Source organism: Ruegeria sp. YTSA219 (assembly GCF_059609985.1).
Window position 1 is genome coordinate 23,459 of the sequence record NZ_JBXWMT010000014.1, and the last position, 23,821, is coordinate 47,279.

Sequence of the window (23,821 nt, forward strand, 5' to 3'; positions counted from 1 at the left end):
GCTCTAAAGCGAAAACGATTGCCAAAAACGGACTTTCGTTTTTCCAGGTGAGCGGCAGTATAGTCCGTCTACCCGTCGTAAAAAGCTTCTAAAAATCGATCTCAACACCCGGCAGGTTCAGCTCTTTCATCATGTCGCGCAATTCCTGACGTGCTGTGATGTTCGAGATGTTCAGCTGTTTGATCCCGATATCCTTGAGGTCCAATAGGGTCAGCCCGCGCGGGAACAGCTCTCGGAAAATAACGCGTTCGGAAAAGCCCGAAGCAACCCGGAAGCCGATGCGCTGCGACAGCATCTCGATCGCGCGCTGCATCTTTTCCTTGTTGACCATGCGCTGGGTGCCGACGCGGTTGCGCACTACGACCCAGTCGATGGGCTTCAGGCCGGCTTGCGCGCGCAGCTGGCGTGCGTTCCAGACCATCTCGGAATAGACCGACGGGCCCAGAATTTTCTCACCCTTAGAATCGATGCGTGCCAGCAGGTCAAAATCGATAAAACTGTCGTTCAGCGGAGTGATCAGCGTATCAGCCAGCGAATGCGCCACCTGGCTGAGACGGGTATGAGAGCCGGGGCAGTCGATCAGGATGAAATCGCTATCGCTTTCCAGCTCGGACACGGCCGCTGAGAGGCGGTGGTCATAGATGTTTTCTCCCGGTTTCAGCGTGCTTGCATCAATCTCGGGCAGGTCATGGTGGCGGGGGCTGGGAAGGGTCAGGTCCGCGCTTTTCAGAAAGCTATTCCGGTTCTCGAAATACCGTCCCAAGCTGCGTTGCCGCAGGTCCAGATCCAGGGTGCTGACCTTGTGACCCAGGCGGGCGAGTGCGGTGGCCACATGCATGGACACAGTCGATTTGCCCGCGCCGCCCTTCTCGTTCCCCACTACGATAATATGTGCCATGCCTGTATTCCCAAGTCTCACCGTGTTTGCGTACACGTTGTTGCAGGCCACTATATGTTGTGGAAAGCGGGAAGGGAAGAACCCGAAACAAGGTAGGGCTGCATAAAAAGCCCCTGTTGCGGAAATCTCAGCCTGCCCTTAGGCCGCTGACTTGCGAAAGCCGGGACTATGTTTCAATCTCCAGGCTTAAGGACTGTGAGAAAGACATGGCTTGGAGCATCTGTTTCTGAACGTACTGAATGTGGTGCTGCCGGTGCTGATCTGTGCCGGGGCTGGGTATGTACTGGCGTTGACCAAAACGCCCTTTGACAACAAGGTCATTGGCGCGATCGTTTCGCGGGTTGGATATCCCACACTGATCATCTCGCATCTGTCGGCCACAAAGATTGCTGTTGGAACGTTTCTGGACGTGATGGCCGCTGCGGTTTTGGCGATTGCCGGGTTTGGTGTTCTGGGATTTGCGGCGCTGAAGGTAATGCGTCTGCCGGCGCGGGCCTTTCTGACGCCTCTGATGCATGGGAATGTGGGCAATATCGGATTGCCAATCACCTTGCTTGCGTTAGGCGATGCGGGGATGGCCTATACGATGGCATTTGTAGTGGTCGTTCTTGTCAGCATCTTCACTGTAGGGATGTGGATACCAGCCAAAGAGTTTTCGCCCAGAAAGCTCGCCACCTCGCCGATCATATATGCGGTGGTCCTATCGCTGGTGCTGATGGCCAGCGGCTATAGCCTGCCTCAGCCTGTTGCGAAGTCATTCGATATCCTGGGTGGGCTTTCCATCCCGCTGATGCTGCTGACATTGGGCCACACATTGGCCAGCCTTCGGGTCAACCGCCTTGGGCGTGCGGTGACGCTGACCGCTTTGCACCTGGTGATGGCAGTTGCAATCGCCAGCGGGTTGGTCTGGGCCTTCGGCTTTACAGGCGCTGAGCGCGGCGCGGTGATCCTGTGCTGTTTGATGCCGTCATCGGTGGCGACCTATTTGTTCATAGACCAGCATGTGCCGGAATACGGCCCCGATGTTGCCGGGTTCATACTGGTTTCGACCCTGACAACGATCATCGCTTTGCCGCTGGCGCTGTCCTACTGGATCTAAGGCTAGGCGGCCTGCACATTCCTGTTAAACTATCGTTGTGACGATCCAAAACCGCCACCCGTATTTAAGGACGTATTTGATGTTAAAAGCGAATTCATCTGATGCTGGCGCACGCGTTGTATTGATCATGACGGCGATTTGCATGGTTGTTGTTGGCTTCAATTCCACGGCGGTCGCGACCATCCTGCCTGATCTCAAAAATGAGTTCGATCTGTCGCCTTCGGGCCTGCAATGGGTCATGGCCATCTATACCGTGGTCAGTGCCACGCTGGTGACGATTATCAGTCGGCTGGGTGATATCACGGGCAAGCTGGGCGTGTTTCTGGTTGGCATGATCGTTTTTGCCATAGGCTCTGCCTCGGCCTTGTTCGCGCAGGACGGGGCGATGATGCTGTTTGGCCGTGGGGCGCAGGGGGCAGGGGCCGCAGCGCTGTTTGGCACGTCGTTGCCCTTGTTGACTGCAGCGACCCCGGAGGAAAAACGCGCCAGCGTTACCGGAGCATGGGGCGCCATCGTCGGACTGTCGATCGGGATCGGCCCTATCCTTGGCGGCGCATTCGCCCATTACATCAGTTGGAGAGCCGTATTCGCCACCGATCTGATCCTGCTGACCACCGCGTTTATCATTGGCTTGACCGTGAGAAAACGGAACTATGTACCGAACACGCGACTGGCCGATGCCCGGTTCGATTATCTCGGCGCTGTGGCTCTTGTGCTGTTTCTGGGGCCGCTATCATTTGCCCTGAGCAATGGGGAAAGTGGCGGATGGCGAGCACCGTTGACTCTGGTGCCGCTGGGTGTCGCCATGCTGGCCTTGGTCGGCTTGGTGCTGGCCTCGCGCCGCAGCGAAGATCCGTTGGTCGAACTGCGCTATTTCCTTCATCCGCGCTATTTCATGGCGGCAGCGGGGATGTTCCTTACCGGCTTTATGCTGTTTGGCTTTTTCGTCTACTTCAACACATTCGTCCAATCGCCTGATGCATTCGGATACACGTCTATCGGGGCTGGGCTTGCGATTATGCCGTTGAGCCTAAGCATGTTCGCGATCTCGGTCATCGCGCCTCGATTTCTTGCGCCCTACAGCTTTCAATGGCCTGTTGTGATCGGGCTGGGCGCAATGGCCGCTGGGTTTTTGTTGCTGACCACGATTACAGTTCCCACTCAATATGCGCAGATCTGGTGGAAGTTGATGATCGTCGGCATTGGTCTTGGTATCTGTTTCTCGCTGCTACCGCGTCTTGGGTTGCGGCTTTTGCCTGATGAGCATGTGGGGCAAGGCTCAGGTGTAATCAATGCCTGCCTCTATTTCGGGGCTACGTTGGGGGCTGTGGTCTGCGGGCTTGCCGAAGCCATCACCTCTCGTCGGGGTCTTACCGAAGTGATCGACGCGTTACCGGCCGGCTCGGCCCCCCGTGATGATCTGGCTCATGCGCTGACCCACGGAACGCCCAGTCAAATCCAGCAACTGATTGCCGGCATGGATCCGACGTCGGGAAGTGCTCTGTCAAATGCTTTGCGCGACCTGCAGGACAACGCTTTTGACAGCGCCATGATGGTGACGGCGATTGCGGCGCTGATCGGCGTGACGCTGGGGTTGATGTTGCTGCGCGGCCCTGTGCCCCCGGTGCACAGCGCGGCGGATCTGACACGCGCGAAGAATTCCTGAGGGATTGATCCTGACGCTTTTCTTGTCAGGGCGGTGTCAGAGGTTTCGGGTAAAACGAAAAAGGCCGCCCAGAGGGGCGGCCTTTCGCATTCGAAACGGGTCAGGCTTAGAAGCCCAGACCTTCGTATTTCTTTTTGAACTTCGACACACGGCCACCGGCGTCCATCAGACGCGCGCCGCCACCCGTCCATGCGGGGTGCACGGAGGGGTCGATTTCCAGAGCCAGCTGATCGCCTTCGGAGCCCCAGGTGGATTTCATCTGAACTATGGTGCCATCGGTCATTTTGACGTCGATGACGTGATAATCGGGATGGATGTCTTTTTTCATCTTTCCGTTCCTTACGCTTCGGCGCCAGCTTTGGGCTTGTAGTTGGTGACCTCTGCGATACGTGCGGATTTACCGCGACGAGTGCGCAGATAATACAGTTTGGCGCGACGAACGCGGCCACGGCGGACAACGGTGATGCTGTCGATATTGGTTGAATACAGCGGGAACACACGCTCCACGCCTTCACCAAAGGAAATCTTACGCACGGTGAACGCACCGGCGATGGTGTTGCCACCTTTACGGGCGATGCAGACGCCTTCGTAGTTCTGAACACGGGTGCGCGACCCTTCGGTCACTTTAAAGCCGACACGAATGGTGTCACCGGCTTTGAAATCAGGGATGTCTTTCCCCAGGGCGGCAATCTGTTCCGCCTCAAGCTGTGCGATCAGGTCCATCGCAGGTTCTCCTATCTGCTCGTGGTTGGTCCACGAAGTTTGGGCACGGCCTGAGAGCTCTTGGTCTTCACCGGGTCCTGCGTACAGCCCGCCAGAGGTCAGATCGAATGTTCACTTGGTCTCTGGCCTGCCCGCCGCGCCGTGGCTGAAGAAAGCCGGGCGTCACGACATGATGCAAACCAAAACACCGGAGTCGCGAAGTTGCGGCACCGGATTGCGGTCATTTACGGGCATCGGGGGCAGGGATCAAGCCTAAATCGCCATGCAAGGCGGGGAAAACGGTGGGTTTCCGCCGCACGCAAACAGAACCATTGCCTTGCGGGGCTGATTAGGCAAACTGGACGTAATTATAAGAGCAGTCATTTGATACAGGATTAGATCATGCGCACCGCATTGATGCTCGCCGTCATGGCCTTTGCGACCCTGTCCTGCGGTCGCAGCAGCCCGCCGCCGCAACTGGTCGAGGCCCAGTCGTTTCCAGATGCTACGCCGCCCTCTGTGATCTTCCCAGCCTTTGCAGATGCAGACCCCCACGAATGGGAAGGGAGACATCCGGGGCATTACCCGGTGCACGGGCTGGACGTATCGCGCTGGCAAGGAGCGATAGACTGGCGCACCGCCAAGCAGTCCGGCGTTAGTTTCGTCTTTATCAAAGCGACCGAAGGGGGCGATGTCGCCGACCCCATGTTTGCCAGCCATCGGCAAGGTGCGCAGGCTGCGGGCGTGCCGTGGGGGGCATATCATTACTACTATTTCTGCCGGTCGGCGCGGGAACAGGCCCGCTGGTTCATCCAGAACGTACCCAAGGGATCGGATCTGCCACATGTGCTGGACATGGAGTGGACCCCGCATTCTAAGACCTGCACCTTGCGCCCCGATGGTGCGACGGTCCGGGCCGAGGCTCAACAGTTCCTGGATATCCTCGAACGCCACTATGGGCGCCGTCCGATCGTCTATACGACGGTGGATTTCTATGGTGATACGAATATCGGGCGGCTGCCCAAGACTGAGTTCTGGTTGCGTTCGGTCGCCGGTCATCCGCGAAATGTGTATCCCAAAGCGGTGTGGCGCCTCTGGCAATACACCGGCACCGGGCTGGTGCCCGGTGTTCAGGGGAGGGTTGATATCAATGTCTTCAACGGGCCACCGGAAATCTGGGCGCGCTGGAAATCTGGTAGCCCTTAGACTTTGGGCACCCCATAGGTTTCGATGGTGTCGCCCACGACGAAGTGATCAAGCCTGCATTCGCGCTTTTCCCCCCGAATAATTCTGCAACCGGGACCGCTCAGCTGCGGGGCTCATGTCACACGGGGGATGTCAGTCAGACGTCTCTTCCCGTTCACTCAGATAGGCCTCCCACAGATCGGGTCGCCGTTCGCGGGTGATCTGTTCGGACATATCGTGACGCCATTCGGCGATGCGACCATGATGGCCTGACATCAAAATCTCGGGGATTGGGCGGCCTTTCCATTCGGCCGGGCGGGTGTACTGGGGGTGCTCCAGCAGGCCCGACGAAAAACTCTCTTCTTCGGCCGAGGCCTGATTGCCCAGAACGCCGGGGATCAGACGCACCGTGGCGTCGATCAGCGCTTGCGCGGCAATCTCGCCTCCGGTCATCACGAAATCCCCCAGCGAGACCTCTTGGACGCCGTAATGCTCCAGCACCCGCTCATCAACACCTTCAAACCGCCCACATAGCAGGGTCATGCCATCACAGCGCGCGAGGTTCTGCATCATGCGCTGGTCCATGCGGCGACCGCGCGGGCTAAGGTAGATCAGAGGCCAGTTTCCTTGCGCCTCGGTCATCGTGTGCTCGATTGCTTCGCCCAATACATCAGAGCGCAACACCATCCCCGCTCCGCCGCCGGCCGGGGTGTCGTCCACATTGCGATGCTTGCCGACACCGAACTGACGCAGGTCAACGGTTTCCAGCTGCCACAACCCTTCTTGCAGGGCTTTTCCAGTCAGGCTTTCGCCAAGAACTCCGGGAAAGGCCGACGGAAACAAGGTGATGATCTTGGCCTTCCACACCCCATGCAAATCGGGCGTGGGCGTAAGCAGTTCGCGCGGTTTCAGCGTAGGACGGATCGCCTTGCGACCATGAGATTTCGGGGACGTATCAGTCATGATGTACCAATCAGGTCTGTCTGCGCGCGTTCAATCACGGCAGTCTTTTGCGCAACCAGAGCCGCTTCTTCCAGGCGCGAACGGTTCAGTTCCAGCAACTCGGACAGGACGTCTTCGGGGAGCCGGGTATTGACCTGAGTCGGAGGCACCAGAAGGTTGGCCTTTTCGCGCGACAGGTCCATAAATTCGGCAAAGGGGTCGCCAGGTCCAAGCCGTCGCAGTTGCAAATCTTCCAGCCATTCAGTCGTAACAGAGACGGAAGGCAGCTTTTCCTTGATGCGGCTGACGGTGTCTTGCAGCGGGGGCAGGTGGTCCAGGTTGTCGCGAAAGGTTTCAAAGTCAAAAACCTGTCGCATCCGTTCCAGATCATGTGCCCACAGGCTGCGCAACCAGCCTCCGCGCTGGCGCAGAGACAGGTATATCGTGATCTCAACCTCTTGCCCTGAAAATCGCTGGCGAATTGAATCCACCAGACAGGCAGCCAGATCAGGGGCCGCAGCATAGCCTTGGTCGATATTGCGGCTGGGCCTGAGGCCGGCGAAGTTTTCTTCGCTCAGGATCAGTCCCCGCTTGTCGCCGAAATCCAGGCTGTCCAGAAATTCGCGCAGCTGACTGCCAAACTCGGAGAGGGTTCCCACTGTTCCATAGACGGAATGGTTGGTGGCCGCGCGGGACAGGCCGGAATTGCGGGTGCGATACGGTAGGACCAGCGCAAAATGCGGCCAAATCAGCTCGCGATTTTCATAGAGGAAGGATTGCGCTGCTGTTGTGCCAGTTTTGTGCAGGCCCAGATGCAGCAGGACCCGACGCATCAGATCAGCCCTTCGGGCGGGTCGGCGACGATGCGGCCCTGTTCCAGATCAACTGTAGGAACCGACTCGAGTGTGAACGGTAGCAAAACAGTGGAATTCAGGCCCGGCCCGTGCAATTCCAACAGGTCCGCCGCACCGTGGTTCTGGACAGATTTAACCTGACCCAGCAACGCGCCCCCTGTGTCATAGACCGCAAGCCCGATTAGATCTGTGTGGTAGAACTCGTCATCAGGTAGCGAAGGCAACTGATCGCGCCGCGCAAACAGGCGCAGCCCCTTCAGGTCATCTGCCTGTTCCTTGGTTTCAACTCCGCCCAATCTGGCGGCAAAGCCATTCTTGATCGGACGAGTCAGGACCAGCGGATAGCGTTTCGCGCCCTGTTCATCCGTCAGCGGCGAATAGGCTTCGATATCCTCAGGGATCGCGCAATAGCTTTTCAGGCGCACTTCGCCGCGCACCCCGTATGAGCCCGCAACACTTCCTACGCAGATCAGGTCATTCATTTGGTCCATCCACCGTCACACATAGCCCGTCTTGCCATAACCCGCGTGCCTCACACGCTTCGCGCTGGTTCGAGCGTTCGAAAAACACGCCCACAATAAAGGCGATCATCAACAGGATAGGAAGCCGTAATAGTCCGAACATACGTCTATCGTACCTCCACAAGCAGGTTGTCGTCGCGGAATTCCCAGCCAGATTGCTGCAACTCGGGGGTTTCCGAGTGCTCTTCGGGCCATCCGACACAGAAGTAACCGATCAACCGCCAGCTATCCGACACATTCAGATCACGCGCCATTCGTTCGGGGTCCAGAATAGACACCCATCCCAACCCCATCCCTTCGGTCCGCAAGGCAAGCCAGAACAGGGTGACTGCCGAGACCACGGAATAGCGCCGCATCTCGGGCATCGAACCTGCACCCAAACCGCGCCCCTTGTCGGTGGAATCGTCGCAGAACACGGCCAGCTGCACCGGTGCTTCCTGCATTCCCGTCAGTTTCAGCTGACTGTAGAGCCGCGCATTGTCGCCCGAGTATCCCTTTAGGGCCTGGGCATTCGCCGCCTGAAAGTTCTTAAGCGCAGCCTCACGCGCGGCGGTACTTTCGACTCGGACCACACGCCAAGGCTCGCTGAGCCCAACAGACGGCGCCAGTCGAAATGCGTCGAGGCAGCGCGTCAGCACTGCCTCGTCCACAGCATCGTCGCGAAACCGGCGCACATCGCGCCGGAGCCGCAACAACAGATCGAACTGCGCGCGAAAATCGTCGGTAAAGGTCTGATCCCGCACGCGCCGCCCTGCTTACTCTTCTGCTGCTGCTTCTTCAGCAGGCGCAGCAGCAGCTTCGGCAGCTTCAGCGGCCTTTGCAGCTTTTTCTTCCGCGCGCTCCTGAGCTTTCTTGCCCGGGGTACCCTTGTTGGGGTTGCTACGCTCGGCTTTTTCCTTGGCGCCGGCTGCTTCCAGCATGCGGGCGATCCGGTCGGTGGGCTGGGCGCCCTGGTCCAGCCAGTACTGGATGCGCTCCATGTCCATTTTAACGCGCTCTTCGTTGTCTTTCGGCAGCAGCGGGTTGTAGGTGCCCAGCTTTTCGATGAAACGGCCGTCGCGCGGCATGCGGCTGTCGGCAGCCACGATGCGGTAGAAGGGACGCTTTTTCGAGCCGCCGCGGGCGAGACGAATTTTCATTGCCATGGTGGTATCTCCTTTAGATGGCGTGTGCCGGGAACGGCCCGGTCAATTCTGGTGTTTCTTATGGTGTCGGATGACTTCCTGAATGATGAAATTCAGAAAAGCCTTGGCGAAATCGGGGTCAAGATCGGCCTCTTTCGCCAGGTCTTCTAACCGTGCGATCTGCGCAGCTTCGCGCGTTGGATCGGACGGGGGAAGGTCGTGTGCCGCTTTCAGTTTGCCAACGGCTTGTGTGTGCTTGAACCGCTCGCCCAGTGTGTAAACCAGAATCGCGTCCAAGCGATCGATGCTTTCGCGGTGGTCCTTGAGCAACGCGGCAGCCTGAGTCACGGGATTGGTCATTGGCCGGTCCTTTCGGTGGTCAAAGCAGGTTCGGATAAATCGAGCGTGGGATGGCGCCAGACCTGGCAGGGCTTGCCCATCACTTCGCCTTCGCGCTCGAAGCTGGCCCCCATACGCTCGGCCAAGGCACGAGAGCGCGTGTTTTCATGCGGAATATAGCTGATGACGCCATTCAAACCCTGTTGGCGCGCAGCATAGTCGCGAGCTGCAAGGGCTGCCTCGAAAGCCAGACCTTTGCCTTCCGCCCCGTCCATCAGGGTCCAGCCGAGTTCGGGTTCGTCCCAGCCAGGTACATCAATGATGCCAACCGCGCCAACAAAGCGACCGCTGGAATTCTCGGTCAGATGCCAAAGGCCGTAGCCTTTCAGCGCCCAGTGACCCAGACGCGTTGCCAGAGAGCTCCAGCTGCCCACCTGATCCCGCGGACCGCCAACCATATGGCTGCGCTCGGATGCATAGAAGGCAGTCAACTCAGGCAAGTCATCCGCATGCGGGGCCCGCAGAACAAGGCGTTCAGTTTCGATGATCGGGATGGAGAACGTCGTCATGCGTATGCCTCCACTCCACCGTTCTCAAGGTCTGATGGAGCCGGATGCCGCCAAACCTGCATCTCGCCATAGGCCGGGTGTTTATAGATGCTGTCAAACCGCGCACCCAATCGATCGGCCACGGCTCTGCTCGCCAGATTGTCGGGGTCGATCAGAGAAATAGCAGTATCCCAGCCCAGTACGTCATAGGCATATGTCCGTGCTGCGAGCGCCGCCTCGGTCGCGTATCCTTTGCCTGTTGCGCTGCTCATCAGTGTCCAGCCGATTTCCGGCTCAGGCCAGCTATGCGGAAACCACAGCCCTACATGGCCGATGTATTTGCCGGCGCCTTTTTCCTCTACCGCCCAATACCCATAGCCGCGAAGGGTCCAGTGACCCAGCAGTAGGGCAAGTGTCCGCCATGTCTCATCCGCACGTTTGGGACCGCCGACGAATTTCGATGCGTCGCTGGCAAAGAATGCTTCCAGCGCGCTGAAATCGTCCTCGCACGGGGCGCGCAGGATCAGGCGTTCGGTTTCAAGCCGGGGGATATGAGGTACAGCGGCGGTCATTTACTTCTTTTTGCCAAATCCGCTGAGGCCCGGAGGCAGGGCCATGCCTCCGCCCATTCCGGGCATCTTGCCACCCATCGCTTTGGCCGCCTGCTCCAGCGCCTTGGGGTCCATGCCTGCCGCCATGTCTTCTGGCGAGGGGCCGCCTTTGCCAAACATGCCCTTCATGGCCTGTTTCAGCATCTTGCCTTTGCCCATCTTGCCCATCTTCTTCATCATGTCCGACATCTGCCGGTGCATCTTGAGCAGCTTGTTGAGGTCGCTGACCTCCATACCCGAACCCGCCGCGATACGTTTCTTGCGGCTGGCTTGCAGCAGTTGCGGGTTGGCGCGTTCACGCTTGGTCATGGATTGGATCAAGGCGATCTGGCGCTTGAGCACCTTATCATCCATGCCCGATTCTTCGACCTGTTTGGCCATCTTGCCCATGCCGGGCATCATGCCCATCATGCCTTGCATGCCGCCCATCTGGATCATCTGTTCCAGCTGCATCTTCAGGTCGTTCATGTTGAACTGACCTTTGACCATGCGCTTCATCATGCGCTCGGTCTGTTCGATCTCCATTGTTTCCTGGGCCTTTTCGACCAAGGCAACGATGTCGCCCATTCCCAGAATACGTCCTGCAATCCGGTCCGGCTCGAACGTCTCAAGCGCGTCCATCTTTTCGCCCAAGCCCACAAAGCGGATCGGTTTGCCGGTGACCGCGCGCATCGACAGCGCCGCACCGCCGCGCCCATCGCCATCCATACGGGTCAGAACCACGCCCGAGATACCGACCTTGGCTTCGAATTCCTCGGCGACCTCAACGGCGACCTGACCGGTCAGACCGTCGACGACCAGCAGGGTTTCGCGCGGGTCGACCGCGTTGCGAACCTGCTCGACCTCGTTCATCAGCACTTCGTCGATGTGCAGACGGCCCGCAGTGTCGAGCATATAGACGTCATAACCACCCAGCGTCGCTTGCTGCTTGGCGCGTTTGGCGATGTCGACGGGCTTCTGTCCGGGAACAATCGGCAGCGTATCGACGCCGATCTGTGTGCCCAGAACGGCCAGCTGATCCATCGCCGCCGGGCGATAAACATCCAGCGAGGCCATCAGGACCTTCTTGCCCTCTTTCTCTTTCAGGCGTTTGGCCAGCTTACCGGTGGTTGTCGTCTTACCCGAACCCTGCAAACCGACCATCAGGATCGGGGCAGGCGGGTTGTCGATCTTGAGCGCACCGGGGTCTTGCTCACCGCGCAGCACGTCAACCAGCGTGTCATGCACGATCTTGACGACCTGCTGGCCGGGGGTGATCGACTTGGTCACCGCTTGTCCGGTGGCTTGGTCCTGCACCTTCTTTACGAACTCACGCGCGACCGGCAGCGAGACGTCAGCCTCAAGCAAGGCAACCCGTACTTCGCGCAGGGCGGTCTTGACGTCCTCTTCAGACAGCGCACCCTGTTTGGTCAGCCGGTCAAAGACGCCAGAGAGGCGTTCGGATAGATTTTCAAACATGCCTGCGGCCTCCTTAGCCGGTTATCTGGTGGCGCTTCTCAGATAAGAAACACCGGTTAAATACACAATTGCCCCCACGGGCGAAACTCGCTGGTGGGGGGCGATCCCTGAACGACTCAAGGGACCGGAAGATCAGACGCTTCCGGATGTTGGGCAGGGATTTAAGCTGAACGGCTAGCGGTGTCAACCTTGCGCGCAGGAAGCCAGTTATTGACCGCATCAACCAGCCGATGCGCGCCACGACCGTTCGAGAACGCTTCGACGATGGGATGACGTCCCGCGCTCATCCCCTTGTCCAATATTAGCACAGGGCGATAGAGGGTGGATGACCCCTTGTCGCTTCTAGATATCGTGCTTTCAATCTCCGCATGGGATAGGTTTGAAAGCACATGCTCGACAGTCTCATAGCCAAAAACGGACTGCCTGCGGATCATAATGCGGTCTTCCTTTCGGTCCAGGATGACCTGAACACGACGGACAAATGCGCAGAATGCTCCAAAACCCATTCCACCGCCGAACAGTGCAAAGAAGATGCCGAACAAGATGCCCTCACCGCCTTCGCTGGCCAAGAACAGGCCTGCGCCGACAAATGCCAGAATGAAGAAGACCAGCATGATGCCGATAAACCAAGGGGTATCGGAAAGGATCAACTGGTTAGAGGAATTGCGCGTCACTTTCATGGCGGCACGCTAGCACCCGTTTTGCGGTTTGTCTCGGCTTGAAATCGTACCCGTGTTGGGCGATGAGCGAGGCAGACAGGAGGTTCCCATGGACGCATCATCCGCTTTTCAAGACACATTGCCGCTCAGTTCCGATGGGCTGTTGGCGCAGCTGGGTGCGTGGGGCCTGACCTATAGGCTGCATACCCACATCCCGCTGCGCACGGTTGAGGATGCGAAAGGCGTCGAAGATCAGTTTCTTGTGCCGGGTGAGCGTACCCTGCGCCTCAAGAACCTCTATCTGCGCGATAAGAAAAAGCGGAACTATCTGGTGACGCTGGAACAGAGCCGCGACATCGACCTCAAGGCGCTGGGCGCCGAGCTGGGTGTCGGCAGCCTGTCCTTTGGCTCGGCGGATCGGCTGTTGCAAAACCTCGGCATCCGCCCTGGGGCTGTCAGCCCGCTGGCGATGATCAACGGGGTGCAGAATGATGTACGCTTTTACATGGATGCTGCCGCACAACAGGCCGATGTGATCAACATGCATCCCTTGGTCAACGACCGCACAGTTGCCATATCGCGCGCTGATTTGATGGCCTTCTTCGATCGGATTACATGCGCGGTGAACTGGCTGCCCTGATCAGGGCACTAACGCCTCCTCCAGGGCCGCGGCCACATGTGCAGCGGACGGGTTGATGAACAGATGCCCGTCAGCCTCGAACACAGGGTCGTCCAGATGATCGGGAAAGGCCAGCGGCAGTTCCGTGCAGGCCAGAAGGATTGCGGTTCCGGGTTCGGCATGCCGGTTACAAAAGGCCAGCAGGCGCACACGGGCGCTTTCTGACGCGCCGCCGTAGAAATCACCGTCGATCATCGCTTGCATCTTTGCAATTTCGCTTTCGGGCAGGCGGGCGTTTGCGCTGATGCCAATCTCGCCCAGTTTGTTGGCATAGTGCGTCGCCTGCATCGTTACCGTGGTGCCTAGAACCAGCGCGCGCGTGGCCTCTGTCGAGGCCGTAACCTCGGCGGTTGCATCGAAGATGCTGAGAATGGGCATCGTAACGCCCTGTCGGATTGCATGCAGCCGCGCGTGGGGTGTGTTCGAGGCGATAATCCCAAAGTCACAGCCAGCGGCTTCAAGAGTTAACAAAGCTTCCCGAAATACAGCATCAAATCCGGTCCAACTGGCCTCATCGCCCGCGACGCCGCGTAGGGCGCGGGTTTTAGCCTGGGTCACGGACTCGATGGTCATGGGTGGGATGGGCAGAGGGGATCCATGTCCGCGCTGGGCGAAAAACCGCCCCGCGCCTTCGGCAATCGCCCGGTAATAATCAACGGTCGAGGCCCAGCCCACGCCGCCCAGAATGCCGATCTTTTTCATTGCGTGCGTCCAGTCTGCCCATTTGGTATCCAGGACAGACTGGACGTTTTCTGAGGTGAAGGTCAATCAGGCTGCCAGTTGCGAAACCGCATTTCGTGCATTGCTGAGAGAACCTTCGGCATCCAGCGCCAACTGGTCGGCGGCGACGATTTCGACGTCATGGATACCGATAAAGCCAAGTACATGCTTGGCATAGGTGGTGGCAAAATCGACATCAGACCCGACAGCTGTGCCACCCGACGCCACGGCTAAAACCGCGCGCTTTCCATCCAACAGGCCTTTTGGACCGCTTTCGGAATACGAAAAAGTCACTCCGACGCGGGCAATCAGGTCGATCCAGGCTTTGAACGCCGCGGGCACCGAGAAATTGTAGATCGGCAGGCCTATGACAAGCGTATCGGCCTGCTGCAGTTCAGTTACCAGCTCGTCAGACAGGGATAACTGGTCCTGTTGCATGGCACTGCGCTGATCGGCAGGGGTGAAATTTGCGCTGACCCAGGCTTCGGTCAGCAGCGGTAGAGGTGTGACAAGGTCACGGCGAATTATGCGGTCAGCGCCCAAGTGATTGACGATGCGTGCCGACAGGTCACGAGTGGTCGAGCCTTCGCGGCGGGCCGATGCGTCGATATGCAGGATAGTTTTGGTCATGGTTCAATTTCCTTTGGTGTGCAGGATGTGTCTTGGCCCGATATGAGCGTTGCGCGAGCGAACAAAACTCTGGTAAGTCAACAGGGTCTGTTAGAATTTGCACAATGGAAAACCGCAGTGGACAACTGGGACGAGGTAAGAACCGCCTATCAGGTGGCGCGTATGGGAACGGTCAGTGGCGCGGCCGAGGTCCTGGGTGTGCATCATGCCACCGTCATTCGCCACATTGATGCAATTGAGGCCCGGCTGGCGGTCAAGCTGTTCCAGCGCCATGCGCGCGGCTATACCCCGACCGAAGCCGGAGAGGACCTGTTGCGTGTGGCACAGGCGACTGAGGATCAGTTCAATCAACTGATCGGCCGTATGAAGGGTCGGGGTGATGACGTGTCGGGCGAGTTGGTCGTGACGTCTCTGTCCTCTCTGGCATCTCTGGTGGTGCCGGTTCTTGCCGAGTTTCAGCGACGGCACCCGGAACTGATCGTCCGGTATCTGACCGGTGATCGGCTGTTTCGTCTGGAATATGGCGAAGCGCACGTGGCGATCCGTGCCGGGTCAGCGCCTGATCAGCCCGACAACGTGGTTCAGTCCTTTATGAAGCAAGAGGTCGGGTTATACGCCAGCACCGATTATGTCGCGCTGCACGGCAAGCCTGGCAGCCTGGATGACTTTGCGGATCATTCTTTCATCAGTACCGATGACGAAAACAGCCGAGCGCCGTTTTCCCGCTGGTTGCGCCAGACCGTGCCAGCCGAGCGCATCACCTTCCGTTGTACCAACAACTTCTGTATCCGCGAGGCGGTCCTGTCCGGGGCGGGTATCGGTTTCATGCCACGTTGGTCAGCTGCAGGAGATCCGAATCTGGTCGAAGTGATCGACCCGATGCCGGAATGGTTTGGTGATCTGTGGCTTGTTACCCATGTGGATCTGCATCGCACGACCAAGGTGCAGGCCTTTCTGACCTATCTGAAAGAGCAATCCAAGAGCTGGGCAAAATGAGTCAACATGCGCGTGGCCATCTGGCCATGCTGATTTTTTCGGCCCTGGTTGCAGGGAGTTTCTCGCTGGGGTCACTGATCGCCAATCAGATCGCGCCCGAAGCCATTACCGCGGCCCGGTTCGGCATCGCATCCGTGGTGATTGGGGGTGCCGCCTTTATGACCACCGGTCTGCCGCGCAGCGCGGCACAAGCCCCGTGGCGCTATTTGGTTCTGGGCGGAGTATTCGCGGCCTATTTCGTGTTGATGTTCTACGGGTTGCAAACTGCACCGCCTGTCAACGCGGCAGCGGTCTTTACGCTGACTCCGGTTATGGCCGCATTCGCCGGTTGGATCTTGTTGCGCCAGATCACCACACCAAGGATGGCGCTTGCACTGACCCTTGGGGCAGTCGGGGCGCTGTGGGTGATCTTTCGCGCCGATTGGCAAGCCGTGCGCGCGTTCGATATCGGGCAGGGGGAAATCATCTATTTCTGGGGCTGTGTCGCGCATGCTTTGTATACACCCCTTGTACGCAAGCTGAACCGTGGAGAGCCTGCAGTGGTGTTTACCTTTGGTACGCTTCTGGCGGGATGCCTGATGCTGACGATCTACGGCTGGTCCGAGATCCGTGCTACCGACTGGGCGAACCTGCCAGCAATCGTCTGGGTGGGTTTGATTTATGTTTCGGTCTTTGCAACCGCGGCAAGTTTCGTGCTGGTTCAGTATTCAACGCTGCGCCTGCCATCGGCAAAGGTGATGGCTTATACTTATCTGGTTCCCAGTTGGGTCATTCTGTGGGAAATCTCTCTGGGGCAGCAGGCGGTTGGCCCTGTCGTCTATTTTGGTGCCGGTCTGACGATCCTGGCCCTGGTTTTGCTGCTGAAATCCGAGGAGGGCAAACCCGCGCGTCCTTTGCCGCAAGCCGATTGAACTTGTGAAACGACCAAATTGTGTCAGGCTTGGCCCTAGACCAGAATATGAAACGTCCAAGGGGACGACATGAAACCAGTTCTTTCCATAATGATATTGGTGGCTTGCGGCGCCTGTGCCGGGTCATCTGAAACGGATTTACAAGCCAGTTGCGAGGCGCTGGTCGCAGCCGAAACTGGAACGCGGCCCGGGGATGTTCGGGCATTGTCCACCGATACCGAACCGGGCGGGTCGGTCACGACGGTTTCCGTTACCGGGGCCCAGGCCCCGTGGTTGTGTCGGGCGGACCCTTCGGGGGTCGTGACCGGTGTTGAATACAGTCAGGAAGGCTAGCCCGTTTCAATGTTTGACCAAGCGGGCGACGGTGTTGAGGCAGATCAAGGCCTGGCACCCTCTGGTTTCTCTATGCTTCAGGCCAAGGAGGAACGTCCCATGTACAGTCATATCATGATCCCGGTTGATCTTCATCTGCCACCCGAGGTGCGCAAGGCCGCCAAAGTTGCAGCAGCTATAGCCGAATGGCAGGGGGCCAAGATTACTTTGGTCAGTGTCACCGGCACCCAACCGGGTGACCCTGTTCAGTCAGATGCTGCGATTGACAAGAACCTACGTGATTTTGCCAAACAGTTGGCTGAAAGCAGCGGGACTGAAGTGGCGTATCGCAATATCCATTCGGTTGATGTCGCCGCCGAAGTTGACGGTGACTTGACACGGACTGCCGAAGAAATCGAAGCTGACCTTATCGTCGTCGGCACCCATGCGCCGCGTATTACCGACTATATATTCTCGAGCCATGCGGGGTATCTGGCGAAACATGCCAGTGTCTCTGTTTTTGTAGTCAGGTAGGCGGATCATTCCTCGGCTGCGGGCAGTTCAACCTCAAGAAATCGTTCGAACGCGTCCAGATTGACCGGCTCGAACTGCCCGAACCCTTGCATCCAGACGGATGCGGATCGCAGCGCGTCAGGCTCCAGCTTGCACCACTTCACCCGTCCGCGCTTTTCCTGGCTGATCAAACCGGCTCTGGTCAGGATCACCAGGTGTTTTGAAATCGCGGCAAGCGACATCTCGAACGGTTCGGCGACATCCGTCACCGCCATGTCATCCTCCAGCAGCATCGCAAGGATGGCGCGGCGTGTGGGGTCGGCAAGGGCCGCAAAAACGGTATCGAGATCGTTGGACATACTCCTTTCCTAAAGCGCAAGAACCGGTTTGACAATTTTCGGTATGAGGTCACTGTGCCCCGGCATGTGTATCGGGGGTTGGGATGTCACTAAAATACTGGCTGGTGATTTGTATTCTTGGCATCGGCTGGGGCATGTCCTTCATGTTTAATGCCATTTTGCTGCGGGAACTTGGGCCGCTTTCGGTGTCGATGGGACGGGTTGCATTTGGGGCGCTGGGGTGCTGGGTCTATGTGATCGGGGCGCGATTGCCAGTCAATCTGACACTGACACGTGCGTTTGGGTTGTTGGGATTTGGTGCGCTCAGCTATGCCGCGCCCTTTGCGTTCTATGCGCTTGGGCAACAGCATATCGCTTCGGGTGTGGCAGGGATCGTCAATGCAACGACACCGGCCTTTGCCGTCATTGTTTCGCATTTCTGGCCCGGAAGTGAACGTGCCACCCTGTTAAAGTCTTTGGGCGTGGTTTGCGGTTTCACCGGCATCGTTGTGCTGTCCCTGCCTGTACTGGGCGGTGGCGCGTCGTCCGAATTTTGGGCGATCCTTCTGACACTTTGCGCACCGATCTGCTATGCGTTCTCAGTCAACATCGCGCGGGCCTTCCGGGATATGCAACCTGTGGTTCTGACCGCCCTTGCATTGACGGGTGCTACGCTGGCCATCACGCCCTTGGCGCTTTGGCAAGAAGGACTACCCCAAATAACCCGGGCCGAGACTTGGGCCTCGCTGGCGATGATCGGGTTTGTGCTGACATCCGCCGCCTTTATCGCGTTCTACTGGTTGCTGCCCAAGGTTGGCCCGACCAATATCTCGACAGTGACATTGATTGCGCCTGTTTCGGCGCTGGTGCTTGGAACATGGGTGCTGGGAGAAACCCTGCGGCCCGAGCATCTGCTGGGAATGGCAGCGATCTTCGCCGGTCTGCTGCTGATCGACGGGCGCGTGATCAGACGTATCTGGCAGGGGGTGTCGGGAAAAGATCAACCAAAAGGTTGAATATGCGGATTCCGTACCTTTGTACCCGCTTCCTGTGGTTCGGGCTGATCACGTCTATGCCGACTCGGAAAAAATGTCTTTAAAAACAATAGAGTAAAGTGCGGCAATTCGGGCTGCCAACGCCGTTGACTCTGCGCTCTCCGCCCCTTAGCACCGTGCCCAAGACTGTACGAGGGAAACGCCCGTGACTGATGATGACCAAAAGCAGCGTATGGCGCAGCTTGAGGCTAAGATCACGGCGGCAAAAAAGGCCAAGTCAAAGCCTGAGGCCCGTGCGGACGCCGATTATTCGGGAGGCGAGCTTGCCTGGCGGATGGTCATCGAAATGGTATCCGGTCTGGGGATCGGATTTGGCATCGGATACGGGCTGGACAGCCTGTTCGGGACAATCCCGATCTTCCTGGTGCTGTTCACATTGCTGGGTCTGGTCGCCGGGGTAAAGGTTATGCTCCGCAGCGCACAACAGGCGCAAGAGAAACAGATGGCCGACAAGGCCGACGAAGACGAGAGGGACTGAACGTGGCAACCGAGACCACCGCAGCAGAAGGCAGCAGCCTGGTTTTCCATCCGATGGATCAGTTCATCGTCAAACCGCTTTTTGGCGACGGTGCGATTGCTTGGTACACGCCCACTAACGTCACTCTGTGGCTGTTTTTCGCAATTCTCGCCGTGATCGGCCTGCTGGTGCTCAGCACGTCCAAGCGCGCCATTGTCCCGACGCGCATGCAGTCGGTGGCCGAACTGGCCTATGGCTTTATCTACAAGATGCTTGAAGACATCTGCGGCAAGGATGGCGTCAAATACTTCCCCTATGTCATGACCCTGTTCATGTTCATCGTGACCGCGAACTTCCTGGGTCTGATCCCGACCTCGTTCACAACCACATCGCATTTCGCCGTGACCATCCCACTGGCGTTGGCCGTGTTCCTGACTGTGACCATTCTGGGTTTTGTCAAGAACGGCGCCGGATTCCTGGGCCTGTTCTGGGTCTCCAGCGCGCCGCTGGCGCTGCGCCCGATCCTGGCGATCATCGAGCTGATCTCGTACTTTGTGCGCCCGGTCAGCCACTCTATTCGTCTTGCCGGTAACGTCATGGCAGGCCACGCGGTTATCAAGGTTTTCGCAGGCTTCGCCGCGATTGCCGTGATCTCGCCCGTGTCCGTTCTGGCGATCACCGCAATGTACGGTCTTGAGGTCCTGGTGGCCTTCATCCAGGCCTACGTATTCACCATTCTGACCTGTGTATATCTCAAGGATGCACTGCATCCGTCGCACTAAGGTCCGATACCCAAACATCGAAACTTCCAATTCGTAAGGAGAAACATCATGGAAGGCGATCTCGCACACATCGGCGCAGGCCTGGCAGCAATCGGTTCCGGCGCAGCCGCAATCGGGGTGGGCAACGTAGCAGGCAACTTCCTGGCTGGCGCTCTGCGCAACCCTTCGGCGGCTGCTTCGCAGACCGCAACCCTGTTCATCGGTATCGCATTTGCAGAAGCCCTGGGGATCTTTGCATTCCTAGTTTCGCTGCTGCTGATGTTCGCCGTCTAATCTGCGGAACCTGATCCTTACGCGCAGGTGGGCCCAAGCCATAGCGGCCCACCTGTTGTAAAGACAACGTTCCGACGGAGGACATCATGGCGACAGAACCCGTATACGAAGAGGTGGCTGGCACCTGCGTTGACTCTCATGGGTCGGCGATTGGTATGCCTCAGCTTTGCTTCGATTGGTTCCCCAACCAGATTTTCTGGCTGGTCATCACGCTGGTCGTCATCTTTCTGGTCCTGTCCCGCGTGGCTCTGCCCCGCATCGCGGCAATCCTGGCGGAACGTCAGGGGACCATTACAAATGACCTGGCTGCGGCCGAAGATCTAAAGGCCAAAGCGGTCGAGGCTGAAGAGGCCTATAACAAGGCGCTGGCCGATGCCCGTTCTGAGGCACAGCGTATCGCTGCCGAAGCACGCGCCGAAATCCAGTCTGGTCTGGATGACGCGATTGCCAAGGCAGATGCTGAAATCGCTGCAAAAGCGGCTGAATCGGAAAAGGCTATTGCCGACATCCGTGCAGGTGCGCTGGAAAGCATTCAAATCGTTGCCAAGGATACGGCAGTAGAACTAGTTACCGCTCTGGGTGGCGAGGCTGATGCCAAAACCATCAACGGTGCGGTTGACGCGCAGACAAAAGGATAAGTGACATGCGGAACACTCTTGCCCTTATCCTGACATTTGCTGCCGCCAGCCCCGCGCTGGCCGCAAGTGGCCCGTTTTTCTCGCTTGGCAACACCGACTTTGTGGTTCTGCTGGGCTTCATCGTTTTCATCGCAGTCCTGTTCTACTTCAAGGTCCCGGGCATGATCGGTGGAGCGCTGGATAAGCGTGCCGAAGGCATCAAGTCCGAACTGGACGAAGCTCGCGCCCTGCATGAAGAAGCGCGTAGCCTGCTTGCCTCGTACGAGCGCAAGCAACGCGAGGTTCAGGGTCAGGCGGATGCCATCGTGGCCGCCGCAAAGGAAGATGCGGTTCTGGCAGCTGAGCAAGCCAAGGTCGATCTGGAGAAATCCATCGCGCGCCGTCTGGCGACCGCGCAGGACCAGATTGCATCGGCTGAAGCGTCGGCTGTCAAGGAAGTCCGCGATCAGGCCATCACCGTTGCTATTTCTGCAGCCAATGCTGTGCTGGCCAAGCAGATGACCGCCACGCAGGCCAACAAGCTGATCGACGCATCCATTGCGGATGTGAACGAAAAGCTTCACTAAGACAATTCCGGCCCGGCAGCACATCTGCCGGGTCCGGACATTGGGCTGCGAACCTCGCACCCCGCTTCCCGATTTGACCGGGGACCGATTGTCTGCGTTACATATTCGGAAACACTCCAACCAATTTTGCGCCCGTGCGACGGCATATGCCGAAACCGGGCTGGATAAGAGCCCTTTATGACCGAATTGCCGACGATCAGTGTCGTTATTCCCAACCTGAACTGCGTCGATTTCATCGAACGGACAATCCTCTCTGTGCTTGAGCAGGAATATCCTAAGCTGGACCTGATCCTGACGGACGGCGGTAGCACCGATGGTTCGATGGAGGTGGTCGAAAAGTACCGCGATGCGTTTTCACATATCATCTCGGGCCCGGATACCGGGCAGGCCAACGCTGTAAACAAAGGCTTTGCAGTGGCCACGGGCGACGTAATGGGTTGGATCAATTCGGACGATGTTCTTATTCCCGGCGGCCTTGCCACGGTAGGATCGCTGTTTGCGTTGAACAAAAACATGAACTGGATGACTGGGCGGGTCACGTGCATTGACGAGGAAGACAATGTCCTGACTGTACGGCGCCCAAAGCCTGTTTCACGGGTAAGACTGCTTGCCGGGGATTATCAGTGGGTTCAGCAGGAATCGACCTATTGGCGGCGTGACCTATGGGATCAGGTCGGGGGCCAACTGAACGAGAACCTCAAGCTTGCCGTCGACGGAGAGTTATGGCTGCGGTTTTCGCGACATACCGATTTGGTGCCCGTGCATGCTCAGGTTGGGGCTTTCCGGTTCCGCAAAGGCCAGCGGTCCGAAGCGGCTGAGGCTTACCATGCGGAAATGCTTCAGGCGATTGAGGTCGAGCGTCAGGCGCAGAGCCGGTCGGATGACCTGATCGGGGCGATATTGGACACGCCGTTGGAATTGCGCTCTCGGACCGAAGCTGAAGGGTTGTTTCCGTCGCTGTCCAGTCAGGACCCGAAGGCAATGAAACGGCCAAATTTGTGGGTTCACAGTCTTAAGCGGCGGCTGAACGGAATTTAACCCTCAAGGCCCTGCTGTTTCTTGCGCCTGCTGGTCCACCACACATAGGCCGCCAGGAGAGTGATTGCGATTTCGATCTTGAAGGTCCAATGGCTTAGAAAAGATAAAATCCAATGAGAATGCGTGGCCTGAACAACCACCAGCGGGTGGGTGAATTCGGAAATTGGCCAAGCCCATGCCACTTCGCCAACGATCGAATCCAAGGTCATATGCACCAGACCCCCGGCGCCGAAGGCTGCAGTAATGAGTCCTGCGCGCGGGAATCTTAGCCGCAGCAGCAGGCCGAGCGCCAGGATGCCGAGCCAAAGCAGAGGGCGGTGTGTGAGGTATTCGTGATGGTGGTGGCTGCGATTGTCTACGAAATAGAACCACAGCAAATCGATATCCGGGGCGATGGAACCAATCATCGCAGCGGCAAACGCAGCTTTATCCAATCCGGGCGTCGCAGTGCGAAAGACCAGATACGCACCAGGTAGGTGCCCAATGAACATCAGTGCTGTCCTGTCTCATGGTCCAGGCGCTGCTGCGCAATGGCTTCGTTCCGCAGGGCTTTCTGGTGGTCTTCCATGCAGATGCGAACAAAGCCCAGATGCTCCTGGACTGCAACGCGCGCCGCCTCAGGGTCGCGAGCCTGCAGCGCTGAATTGATTTCCCGGTGCTGATCCAGAATGGCGTCTCGCGTCGTACGCTGCCGGAACATCATCTGCCGATTGTAGAAGACACCCTGTCGTAGCAGGTCAAACATCGACCGCATCATATGCAGCATGACCACGTTGTGACTGGCCTCAATGATGGCCATGTGGAACTGCGCATCCAGATGGGCCTCTTCCTCGGCCGCATTGCGGGCATGGGCGGCTTCCATCTTGTCAAAGATCGCCTGTACGACCTTCAGGTCGCTTTCCGACCCCAGTCTTGCCGCGCGTTCTGCTGCAAGCCCTTCCATGTCCCGGCGGAAGGACAGATAGTCGAAAACCGCCTCGTCATGGCTGCTGAACAACCGGATCAGAGCCGGTGAAAAAGCCGAGCCTAAGACTTCGGCAACATAGATTCCTGACCCCGCCTTGGCTGTCAGCAAACCCTGATGCTGAAGATCAGAAATCGCTTCGCGCAGTGAGGGGCGTGAAACGCCCAGACGGTCGGCCAGTTCCCGTTCTGCAGGCAAACGTTCTCCCGGGCGCAGAATCCCGCGCAGAATCAGCAACTCGATTTGTTTGACCACCGCAATGGACAGCTTTTCAGTTTGGATCTTTTGGAAGGGCATGGCGGCGCGTTTTCGAAATTGGTCAATTCATATGACCACGTATCCG

At 58.0% G+C, this 23,821-nt stretch carries 34 protein-coding genes; 15 read left to right on the forward strand and 19 right to left on the reverse strand.

Translation table 11 applies throughout. The annotated features are described in order from the left end of the window. Window positions 1–88: 88 nt before the first annotated feature. Window positions 89–898 (reverse strand): division plane positioning ATPase MipZ, encoded by an 810-nt coding sequence (locus tag AC2FFB_RS16510; RefSeq protein WP_496875204.1) that lies wholly within the window; start codon window positions 896–898, stop codon window positions 89–91. Window positions 899–1,109: 211 nt separating this feature from the next. On the opposite strand from AC2FFB_RS16510, the gene AC2FFB_RS16515 reads away from it, so the two are divergent. Together AC2FFB_RS16515 and AC2FFB_RS16520 are read left to right on the forward strand one after the other, a co-directional pair. Then, the gene (locus tag AC2FFB_RS16515; protein WP_142639132.1) at window positions 1,110–1,997 is read left to right on the forward strand and encodes an AEC family transporter; all 888 of its coding nucleotides are present in this window, start codon (window positions 1,110–1,112) and stop codon (window positions 1,995–1,997) included. A gap of 79 nt (window positions 1,998–2,076) precedes the next feature. Beyond that, on the forward strand, window positions 2,077–3,663 hold the full coding sequence (locus AC2FFB_RS16520; protein ID WP_496714039.1) for an MFS transporter: 1,587 nt from the start codon (window positions 2,077–2,079) through the stop codon (window positions 3,661–3,663). 106 nt (window positions 3,664–3,769) lie between these two features. On the opposite strand, the gene rpmE is transcribed toward AC2FFB_RS16520, so the two are convergent. Next, complete coding sequence (gene rpmE / locus AC2FFB_RS16525) at window positions 3,770–3,991, reverse strand: 50S ribosomal protein L31 (RefSeq protein ID WP_142639136.1); 222 nt, start codon at window positions 3,989–3,991, stop codon at window positions 3,770–3,772. An 11-nt stretch (window positions 3,992–4,002) separates the two neighbouring features. Continuing rightward, window positions 4,003–4,386 (reverse strand): 50S ribosomal protein L19, encoded by a 384-nt coding sequence (rplS, locus tag AC2FFB_RS16530; RefSeq protein ID WP_142639138.1) that lies wholly within the window; start codon window positions 4,384–4,386, stop codon window positions 4,003–4,005. Window positions 4,387–4,767: 381 nt separating this feature from the next. On the opposite strand from rplS, the gene AC2FFB_RS16535 reads away from it, so the two are divergent. Then, complete coding sequence (locus AC2FFB_RS16535) at window positions 4,768–5,571, forward strand: glycoside hydrolase family 25 protein (protein ID WP_142639140.1); 804 nt, start codon at window positions 4,768–4,770, stop codon at window positions 5,569–5,571. 132 nt (window positions 5,572–5,703) lie between these two features. Here the strand turns inward: AC2FFB_RS16535 and trmD are convergent, their stop codons facing one another. The 11 genes from trmD to AC2FFB_RS16590 all read right to left on the reverse strand — a co-directional run bounded on the left by trmD (window position 5,704) and on the right by AC2FFB_RS16590 (window position 12,627). Further along, the gene (gene trmD, locus AC2FFB_RS16540) at window positions 5,704–6,513 is read right to left on the reverse strand and encodes a tRNA (guanosine(37)-N1)-methyltransferase TrmD (protein ID WP_271951461.1); all 810 of its coding nucleotides are present in this window, start codon (window positions 6,511–6,513) and stop codon (window positions 5,704–5,706) included. Next, a complete protein-coding gene (locus AC2FFB_RS16545) occupies window positions 6,510–7,325 on the reverse strand; it encodes a hypothetical protein (RefSeq protein ID WP_281995860.1) in 816 nt (271 codons plus the stop codon). Before AC2FFB_RS16545 ends, trmD begins: the two co-directional genes overlap by 4 nt. Next, window positions 7,325–7,828 (reverse strand): ribosome maturation factor RimM, encoded by a 504-nt coding sequence (gene rimM / locus AC2FFB_RS16550; protein ID WP_281973529.1) that lies wholly within the window; start codon window positions 7,826–7,828, stop codon window positions 7,325–7,327. The genes AC2FFB_RS16545 and rimM overlap by 1 nt, the downstream gene beginning before the upstream one ends. Continuing rightward, window positions 7,821–7,970 (reverse strand): hypothetical protein, encoded by a 150-nt coding sequence (locus AC2FFB_RS16555; RefSeq protein WP_185956731.1) that lies wholly within the window; start codon window positions 7,968–7,970, stop codon window positions 7,821–7,823. Before AC2FFB_RS16555 ends, rimM begins: the two co-directional genes overlap by 8 nt. A gap of 4 nt (window positions 7,971–7,974) precedes the next feature. Then, entirely contained in the window at window positions 7,975–8,610 is a 636-nt protein-coding gene (bluB, locus tag AC2FFB_RS16560; RefSeq protein WP_271951454.1) for a 5,6-dimethylbenzimidazole synthase, read from the reverse strand. A 12-nt stretch (window positions 8,611–8,622) separates the two neighbouring features. Further along, window positions 8,623–9,012, reverse strand: coding sequence for a 30S ribosomal protein S16 (gene rpsP, locus AC2FFB_RS16565; protein ID WP_142639148.1), 390 nt, complete (start codon window positions 9,010–9,012; stop codon window positions 8,623–8,625). A gap of 42 nt (window positions 9,013–9,054) precedes the next feature. Then, a complete protein-coding gene (locus AC2FFB_RS16570) occupies window positions 9,055–9,351 on the reverse strand; it encodes a chorismate mutase (protein ID WP_142639150.1) in 297 nt (98 codons plus the stop codon). Then, window positions 9,348–9,899 carry a GNAT family N-acetyltransferase gene (locus AC2FFB_RS16575; RefSeq protein ID WP_496875205.1) on the reverse strand — a complete coding sequence of 184 codons (552 nt, stop codon included), beginning with the start codon at window positions 9,897–9,899 and terminating at the stop codon, window positions 9,348–9,350. Before AC2FFB_RS16575 ends, AC2FFB_RS16570 begins: the two co-directional genes overlap by 4 nt. Continuing rightward, window positions 9,896–10,450: a GNAT family N-acetyltransferase gene (locus AC2FFB_RS16580; protein ID WP_496875206.1), complete on the reverse strand. Its 555-nt coding sequence runs from the start codon at window positions 10,448–10,450 to the stop codon at window positions 9,896–9,898. The genes AC2FFB_RS16575 and AC2FFB_RS16580 overlap by 4 nt, the downstream gene beginning before the upstream one ends. Further along, the gene (gene ffh, locus AC2FFB_RS16585) at window positions 10,451–11,947 is read right to left on the reverse strand and encodes a signal recognition particle protein (RefSeq protein ID WP_142639156.1); all 1,497 of its coding nucleotides are present in this window, start codon (window positions 11,945–11,947) and stop codon (window positions 10,451–10,453) included. It abuts the gene before it with no gap. Window positions 11,948–12,108: 161 nt separating this feature from the next. Next, entirely contained in the window at window positions 12,109–12,627 is a 519-nt protein-coding gene (locus tag AC2FFB_RS16590; RefSeq protein ID WP_281995862.1) for a hypothetical protein, read from the reverse strand. A gap of 88 nt (window positions 12,628–12,715) precedes the next feature. On the opposite strand from AC2FFB_RS16590, the gene AC2FFB_RS16595 reads away from it, so the two are divergent. Then, window positions 12,716–13,246, forward strand: a complete 531-nt coding sequence (locus AC2FFB_RS16595; protein WP_496694516.1) for a prolyl-tRNA synthetase associated domain-containing protein — start codon at window positions 12,716–12,718, stop codon at window positions 13,244–13,246. On the opposite strand, the gene AC2FFB_RS16600 is transcribed toward AC2FFB_RS16595, so the two are convergent. Further along, complete coding sequence (locus AC2FFB_RS16600; RefSeq protein ID WP_496694515.1) at window positions 13,247–13,987, reverse strand: aspartate/glutamate racemase family protein; 741 nt, start codon at window positions 13,985–13,987, stop codon at window positions 13,247–13,249. It lies immediately after the preceding gene. A 66-nt stretch (window positions 13,988–14,053) separates the two neighbouring features. Further along, a complete protein-coding gene (locus AC2FFB_RS16605) occupies window positions 14,054–14,635 on the reverse strand; it encodes an FMN-dependent NADH-azoreductase (protein WP_496875207.1) in 582 nt (193 codons plus the stop codon). Between the two features lie 117 nt (window positions 14,636–14,752). Between AC2FFB_RS16605 and AC2FFB_RS16610 the strand changes: the two genes are divergently transcribed. From AC2FFB_RS16610 to AC2FFB_RS16625, 4 genes are all read left to right on the forward strand, one after another. After that, window positions 14,753–15,631: a LysR family transcriptional regulator gene (locus AC2FFB_RS16610; RefSeq protein WP_142639300.1), complete on the forward strand. Its 879-nt coding sequence runs from the start codon at window positions 14,753–14,755 to the stop codon at window positions 15,629–15,631. Beyond that, the gene (locus tag AC2FFB_RS16615) at window positions 15,628–16,542 is read left to right on the forward strand and encodes a DMT family transporter (RefSeq protein ID WP_496875208.1); all 915 of its coding nucleotides are present in this window, start codon (window positions 15,628–15,630) and stop codon (window positions 16,540–16,542) included. The genes AC2FFB_RS16610 and AC2FFB_RS16615 overlap by 4 nt, the downstream gene beginning before the upstream one ends. Before the next feature lie 69 nt (window positions 16,543–16,611). Beyond that, on the forward strand, window positions 16,612–16,875 hold the full coding sequence (locus AC2FFB_RS16620; RefSeq protein ID WP_142639168.1) for a hypothetical protein: 264 nt from the start codon (window positions 16,612–16,614) through the stop codon (window positions 16,873–16,875). A 9-nt stretch (window positions 16,876–16,884) separates the two neighbouring features. Then, entirely contained in the window at window positions 16,885–17,388 is a 504-nt protein-coding gene (locus AC2FFB_RS16625; protein ID WP_281995864.1) for a universal stress protein, read from the forward strand. Between the two features lie 5 nt (window positions 17,389–17,393). Here AC2FFB_RS16625 and AC2FFB_RS16630 read toward each other — a convergent pair whose 3' ends face one another. Then, window positions 17,394–17,726 (reverse strand): ArsR/SmtB family transcription factor, encoded by a 333-nt coding sequence (locus AC2FFB_RS16630; RefSeq protein ID WP_142639170.1) that lies wholly within the window; start codon window positions 17,724–17,726, stop codon window positions 17,394–17,396. Window positions 17,727–17,809: 83 nt separating this feature from the next. Between AC2FFB_RS16630 and AC2FFB_RS16635 the strand changes: the two genes are divergently transcribed. The 7 genes from AC2FFB_RS16635 (at window position 17,810) to AC2FFB_RS16665 (ending at window position 22,514) form a co-directional block, all read left to right on the forward strand. Continuing rightward, window positions 17,810–18,721 carry a DMT family transporter gene (locus AC2FFB_RS16635; RefSeq protein ID WP_271951437.1) on the forward strand — a complete coding sequence of 304 codons (912 nt, stop codon included), beginning with the start codon at window positions 17,810–17,812 and terminating at the stop codon, window positions 18,719–18,721. 184 nt (window positions 18,722–18,905) lie between these two features. Next, window positions 18,906–19,238 carry an AtpZ/AtpI family protein gene (locus tag AC2FFB_RS16640; protein ID WP_142639174.1) on the forward strand — a complete coding sequence of 111 codons (333 nt, stop codon included), beginning with the start codon at window positions 18,906–18,908 and terminating at the stop codon, window positions 19,236–19,238. A gap of 2 nt (window positions 19,239–19,240) precedes the next feature. Then, window positions 19,241–19,999 carry a F0F1 ATP synthase subunit A gene (locus tag AC2FFB_RS16645; protein WP_142639176.1) on the forward strand — a complete coding sequence of 253 codons (759 nt, stop codon included), beginning with the start codon at window positions 19,241–19,243 and terminating at the stop codon, window positions 19,997–19,999. A gap of 48 nt (window positions 20,000–20,047) precedes the next feature. Further along, window positions 20,048–20,272, forward strand: coding sequence for a F0F1 ATP synthase subunit C (locus tag AC2FFB_RS16650; protein WP_005981269.1), 225 nt, complete (start codon window positions 20,048–20,050; stop codon window positions 20,270–20,272). Between the two features lie 86 nt (window positions 20,273–20,358). Further along, on the forward strand, window positions 20,359–20,910 hold the full coding sequence (locus AC2FFB_RS16655) for a F0F1 ATP synthase subunit B' (RefSeq protein WP_271951428.1): 552 nt from the start codon (window positions 20,359–20,361) through the stop codon (window positions 20,908–20,910). Window positions 20,911–20,915: 5 nt separating this feature from the next. After that, the gene (locus tag AC2FFB_RS16660) at window positions 20,916–21,476 is read left to right on the forward strand and encodes a F0F1 ATP synthase subunit B (RefSeq protein WP_271951426.1); all 561 of its coding nucleotides are present in this window, start codon (window positions 20,916–20,918) and stop codon (window positions 21,474–21,476) included. 177 nt (window positions 21,477–21,653) lie between these two features. After that, window positions 21,654–22,514 carry a glycosyltransferase family 2 protein gene (locus AC2FFB_RS16665; protein ID WP_496694512.1) on the forward strand — a complete coding sequence of 287 codons (861 nt, stop codon included), beginning with the start codon at window positions 21,654–21,656 and terminating at the stop codon, window positions 22,512–22,514. On the opposite strand, the gene AC2FFB_RS16670 is transcribed toward AC2FFB_RS16665, so the two are convergent. Together AC2FFB_RS16670 and AC2FFB_RS16675 are read right to left on the reverse strand one after the other, a co-directional pair. Then, window positions 22,511–23,005, reverse strand: coding sequence for a metal-dependent hydrolase (locus AC2FFB_RS16670; RefSeq protein WP_496875209.1), 495 nt, complete (start codon window positions 23,003–23,005; stop codon window positions 22,511–22,513). The two genes, AC2FFB_RS16665 and AC2FFB_RS16670, sit on opposite strands and share 4 nt — an antisense overlap. After that, entirely contained in the window at window positions 23,005–23,775 is a 771-nt protein-coding gene (locus tag AC2FFB_RS16675; RefSeq protein ID WP_142639185.1) for an FCD domain-containing protein, read from the reverse strand. Before AC2FFB_RS16675 ends, AC2FFB_RS16670 begins: the two co-directional genes overlap by 1 nt. Between the last annotated feature and the right edge of the window lie 46 nt (window positions 23,776–23,821).

Coding starts and splice junctions, on each gene's coding strand:
- AC2FFB_RS16510 (WP_496875204.1), bottom strand. CDS start 898: ATGGCACATATTATCGTAGTGGGGAACGAGAAGGGCGGCGCGGGCAAA.
- AC2FFB_RS16520 (WP_496714039.1), top strand. CDS start 2,077: ATGTTAAAAGCGAATTCATCTGATGCTGGCGCACGCGTTGTATTGATC.
- rpmE (WP_142639136.1), bottom strand. CDS start 3,991: ATGAAAAAAGACATCCATCCCGATTATCACGTCATCGACGTCAAAATG.
- rplS (WP_142639138.1), bottom strand. CDS start 4,386: ATGGACCTGATCGCACAGCTTGAGGCGGAACAGATTGCCGCCCTGGGG.
- AC2FFB_RS16535 (WP_142639140.1), top strand. CDS start 4,768: ATGCGCACCGCATTGATGCTCGCCGTCATGGCCTTTGCGACCCTGTCC.
- trmD (WP_271951461.1), bottom strand. CDS start 6,513: ATGACTGATACGTCCCCGAAATCTCATGGTCGCAAGGCGATCCGTCCT.
- AC2FFB_RS16545 (WP_281995860.1), bottom strand. CDS start 7,325: ATGCGTCGGGTCCTGCTGCATCTGGGCCTGCACAAAACTGGCACAACA.
- rimM (WP_281973529.1), bottom strand. CDS start 7,828: ATGAATGACCTGATCTGCGTAGGAAGTGTTGCGGGCTCATACGGGGTG.
- AC2FFB_RS16555 (WP_185956731.1), bottom strand. CDS start 7,970: ATGTTCGGACTATTACGGCTTCCTATCCTGTTGATGATCGCCTTTATT.
- rpsP (WP_142639148.1), bottom strand. CDS start 9,012: ATGGCAATGAAAATTCGTCTCGCCCGCGGCGGCTCGAAAAAGCGTCCC.
- AC2FFB_RS16570 (WP_142639150.1), bottom strand. CDS start 9,351: ATGACCAATCCCGTGACTCAGGCTGCCGCGTTGCTCAAGGACCACCGC.
- AC2FFB_RS16575 (WP_496875205.1), bottom strand. CDS start 9,899: ATGACGACGTTCTCCATCCCGATCATCGAAACTGAACGCCTTGTTCTG.
- AC2FFB_RS16580 (WP_496875206.1), bottom strand. CDS start 10,450: ATGACCGCCGCTGTACCTCATATCCCCCGGCTTGAAACCGAACGCCTG.
- ffh (WP_142639156.1), bottom strand. CDS start 11,947: ATGTTTGAAAATCTATCCGAACGCCTCTCTGGCGTCTTTGACCGGCTG.
- AC2FFB_RS16590 (WP_281995862.1), bottom strand. CDS start 12,627: ATGAAAGTGACGCGCAATTCCTCTAACCAGTTGATCCTTTCCGATACC.
- AC2FFB_RS16595 (WP_496694516.1), top strand. CDS start 12,716: ATGGACGCATCATCCGCTTTTCAAGACACATTGCCGCTCAGTTCCGAT.
- AC2FFB_RS16600 (WP_496694515.1), bottom strand. CDS start 13,987: ATGAAAAAGATCGGCATTCTGGGCGGCGTGGGCTGGGCCTCGACCGTT.
- AC2FFB_RS16605 (WP_496875207.1), bottom strand. CDS start 14,635: ATGACCAAAACTATCCTGCATATCGACGCATCGGCCCGCCGCGAAGGC.
- AC2FFB_RS16615 (WP_496875208.1), top strand. CDS start 15,628: ATGAGTCAACATGCGCGTGGCCATCTGGCCATGCTGATTTTTTCGGCC.
- AC2FFB_RS16620 (WP_142639168.1), top strand. CDS start 16,612: ATGAAACCAGTTCTTTCCATAATGATATTGGTGGCTTGCGGCGCCTGT.
- AC2FFB_RS16625 (WP_281995864.1), top strand. CDS start 16,885: ATGTTTGACCAAGCGGGCGACGGTGTTGAGGCAGATCAAGGCCTGGCA.
- AC2FFB_RS16630 (WP_142639170.1), bottom strand. CDS start 17,726: ATGTCCAACGATCTCGATACCGTTTTTGCGGCCCTTGCCGACCCCACA.
- AC2FFB_RS16635 (WP_271951437.1), top strand. CDS start 17,810: ATGTCACTAAAATACTGGCTGGTGATTTGTATTCTTGGCATCGGCTGG.
- AC2FFB_RS16650 (WP_005981269.1), top strand. CDS start 20,048: ATGGAAGGCGATCTCGCACACATCGGCGCAGGCCTGGCAGCAATCGGT.
- AC2FFB_RS16655 (WP_271951428.1), top strand. CDS start 20,359: ATGGCGACAGAACCCGTATACGAAGAGGTGGCTGGCACCTGCGTTGAC.
- AC2FFB_RS16660 (WP_271951426.1), top strand. CDS start 20,916: ATGCGGAACACTCTTGCCCTTATCCTGACATTTGCTGCCGCCAGCCCC.
- AC2FFB_RS16665 (WP_496694512.1), top strand. CDS start 21,654: ATGACCGAATTGCCGACGATCAGTGTCGTTATTCCCAACCTGAACTGC.
- AC2FFB_RS16670 (WP_496875209.1), bottom strand. CDS start 23,005: ATGTTCATTGGGCACCTACCTGGTGCGTATCTGGTCTTTCGCACTGCG.
- AC2FFB_RS16675 (WP_142639185.1), bottom strand. CDS start 23,775: ATGCCCTTCCAAAAGATCCAAACTGAAAAGCTGTCCATTGCGGTGGTC.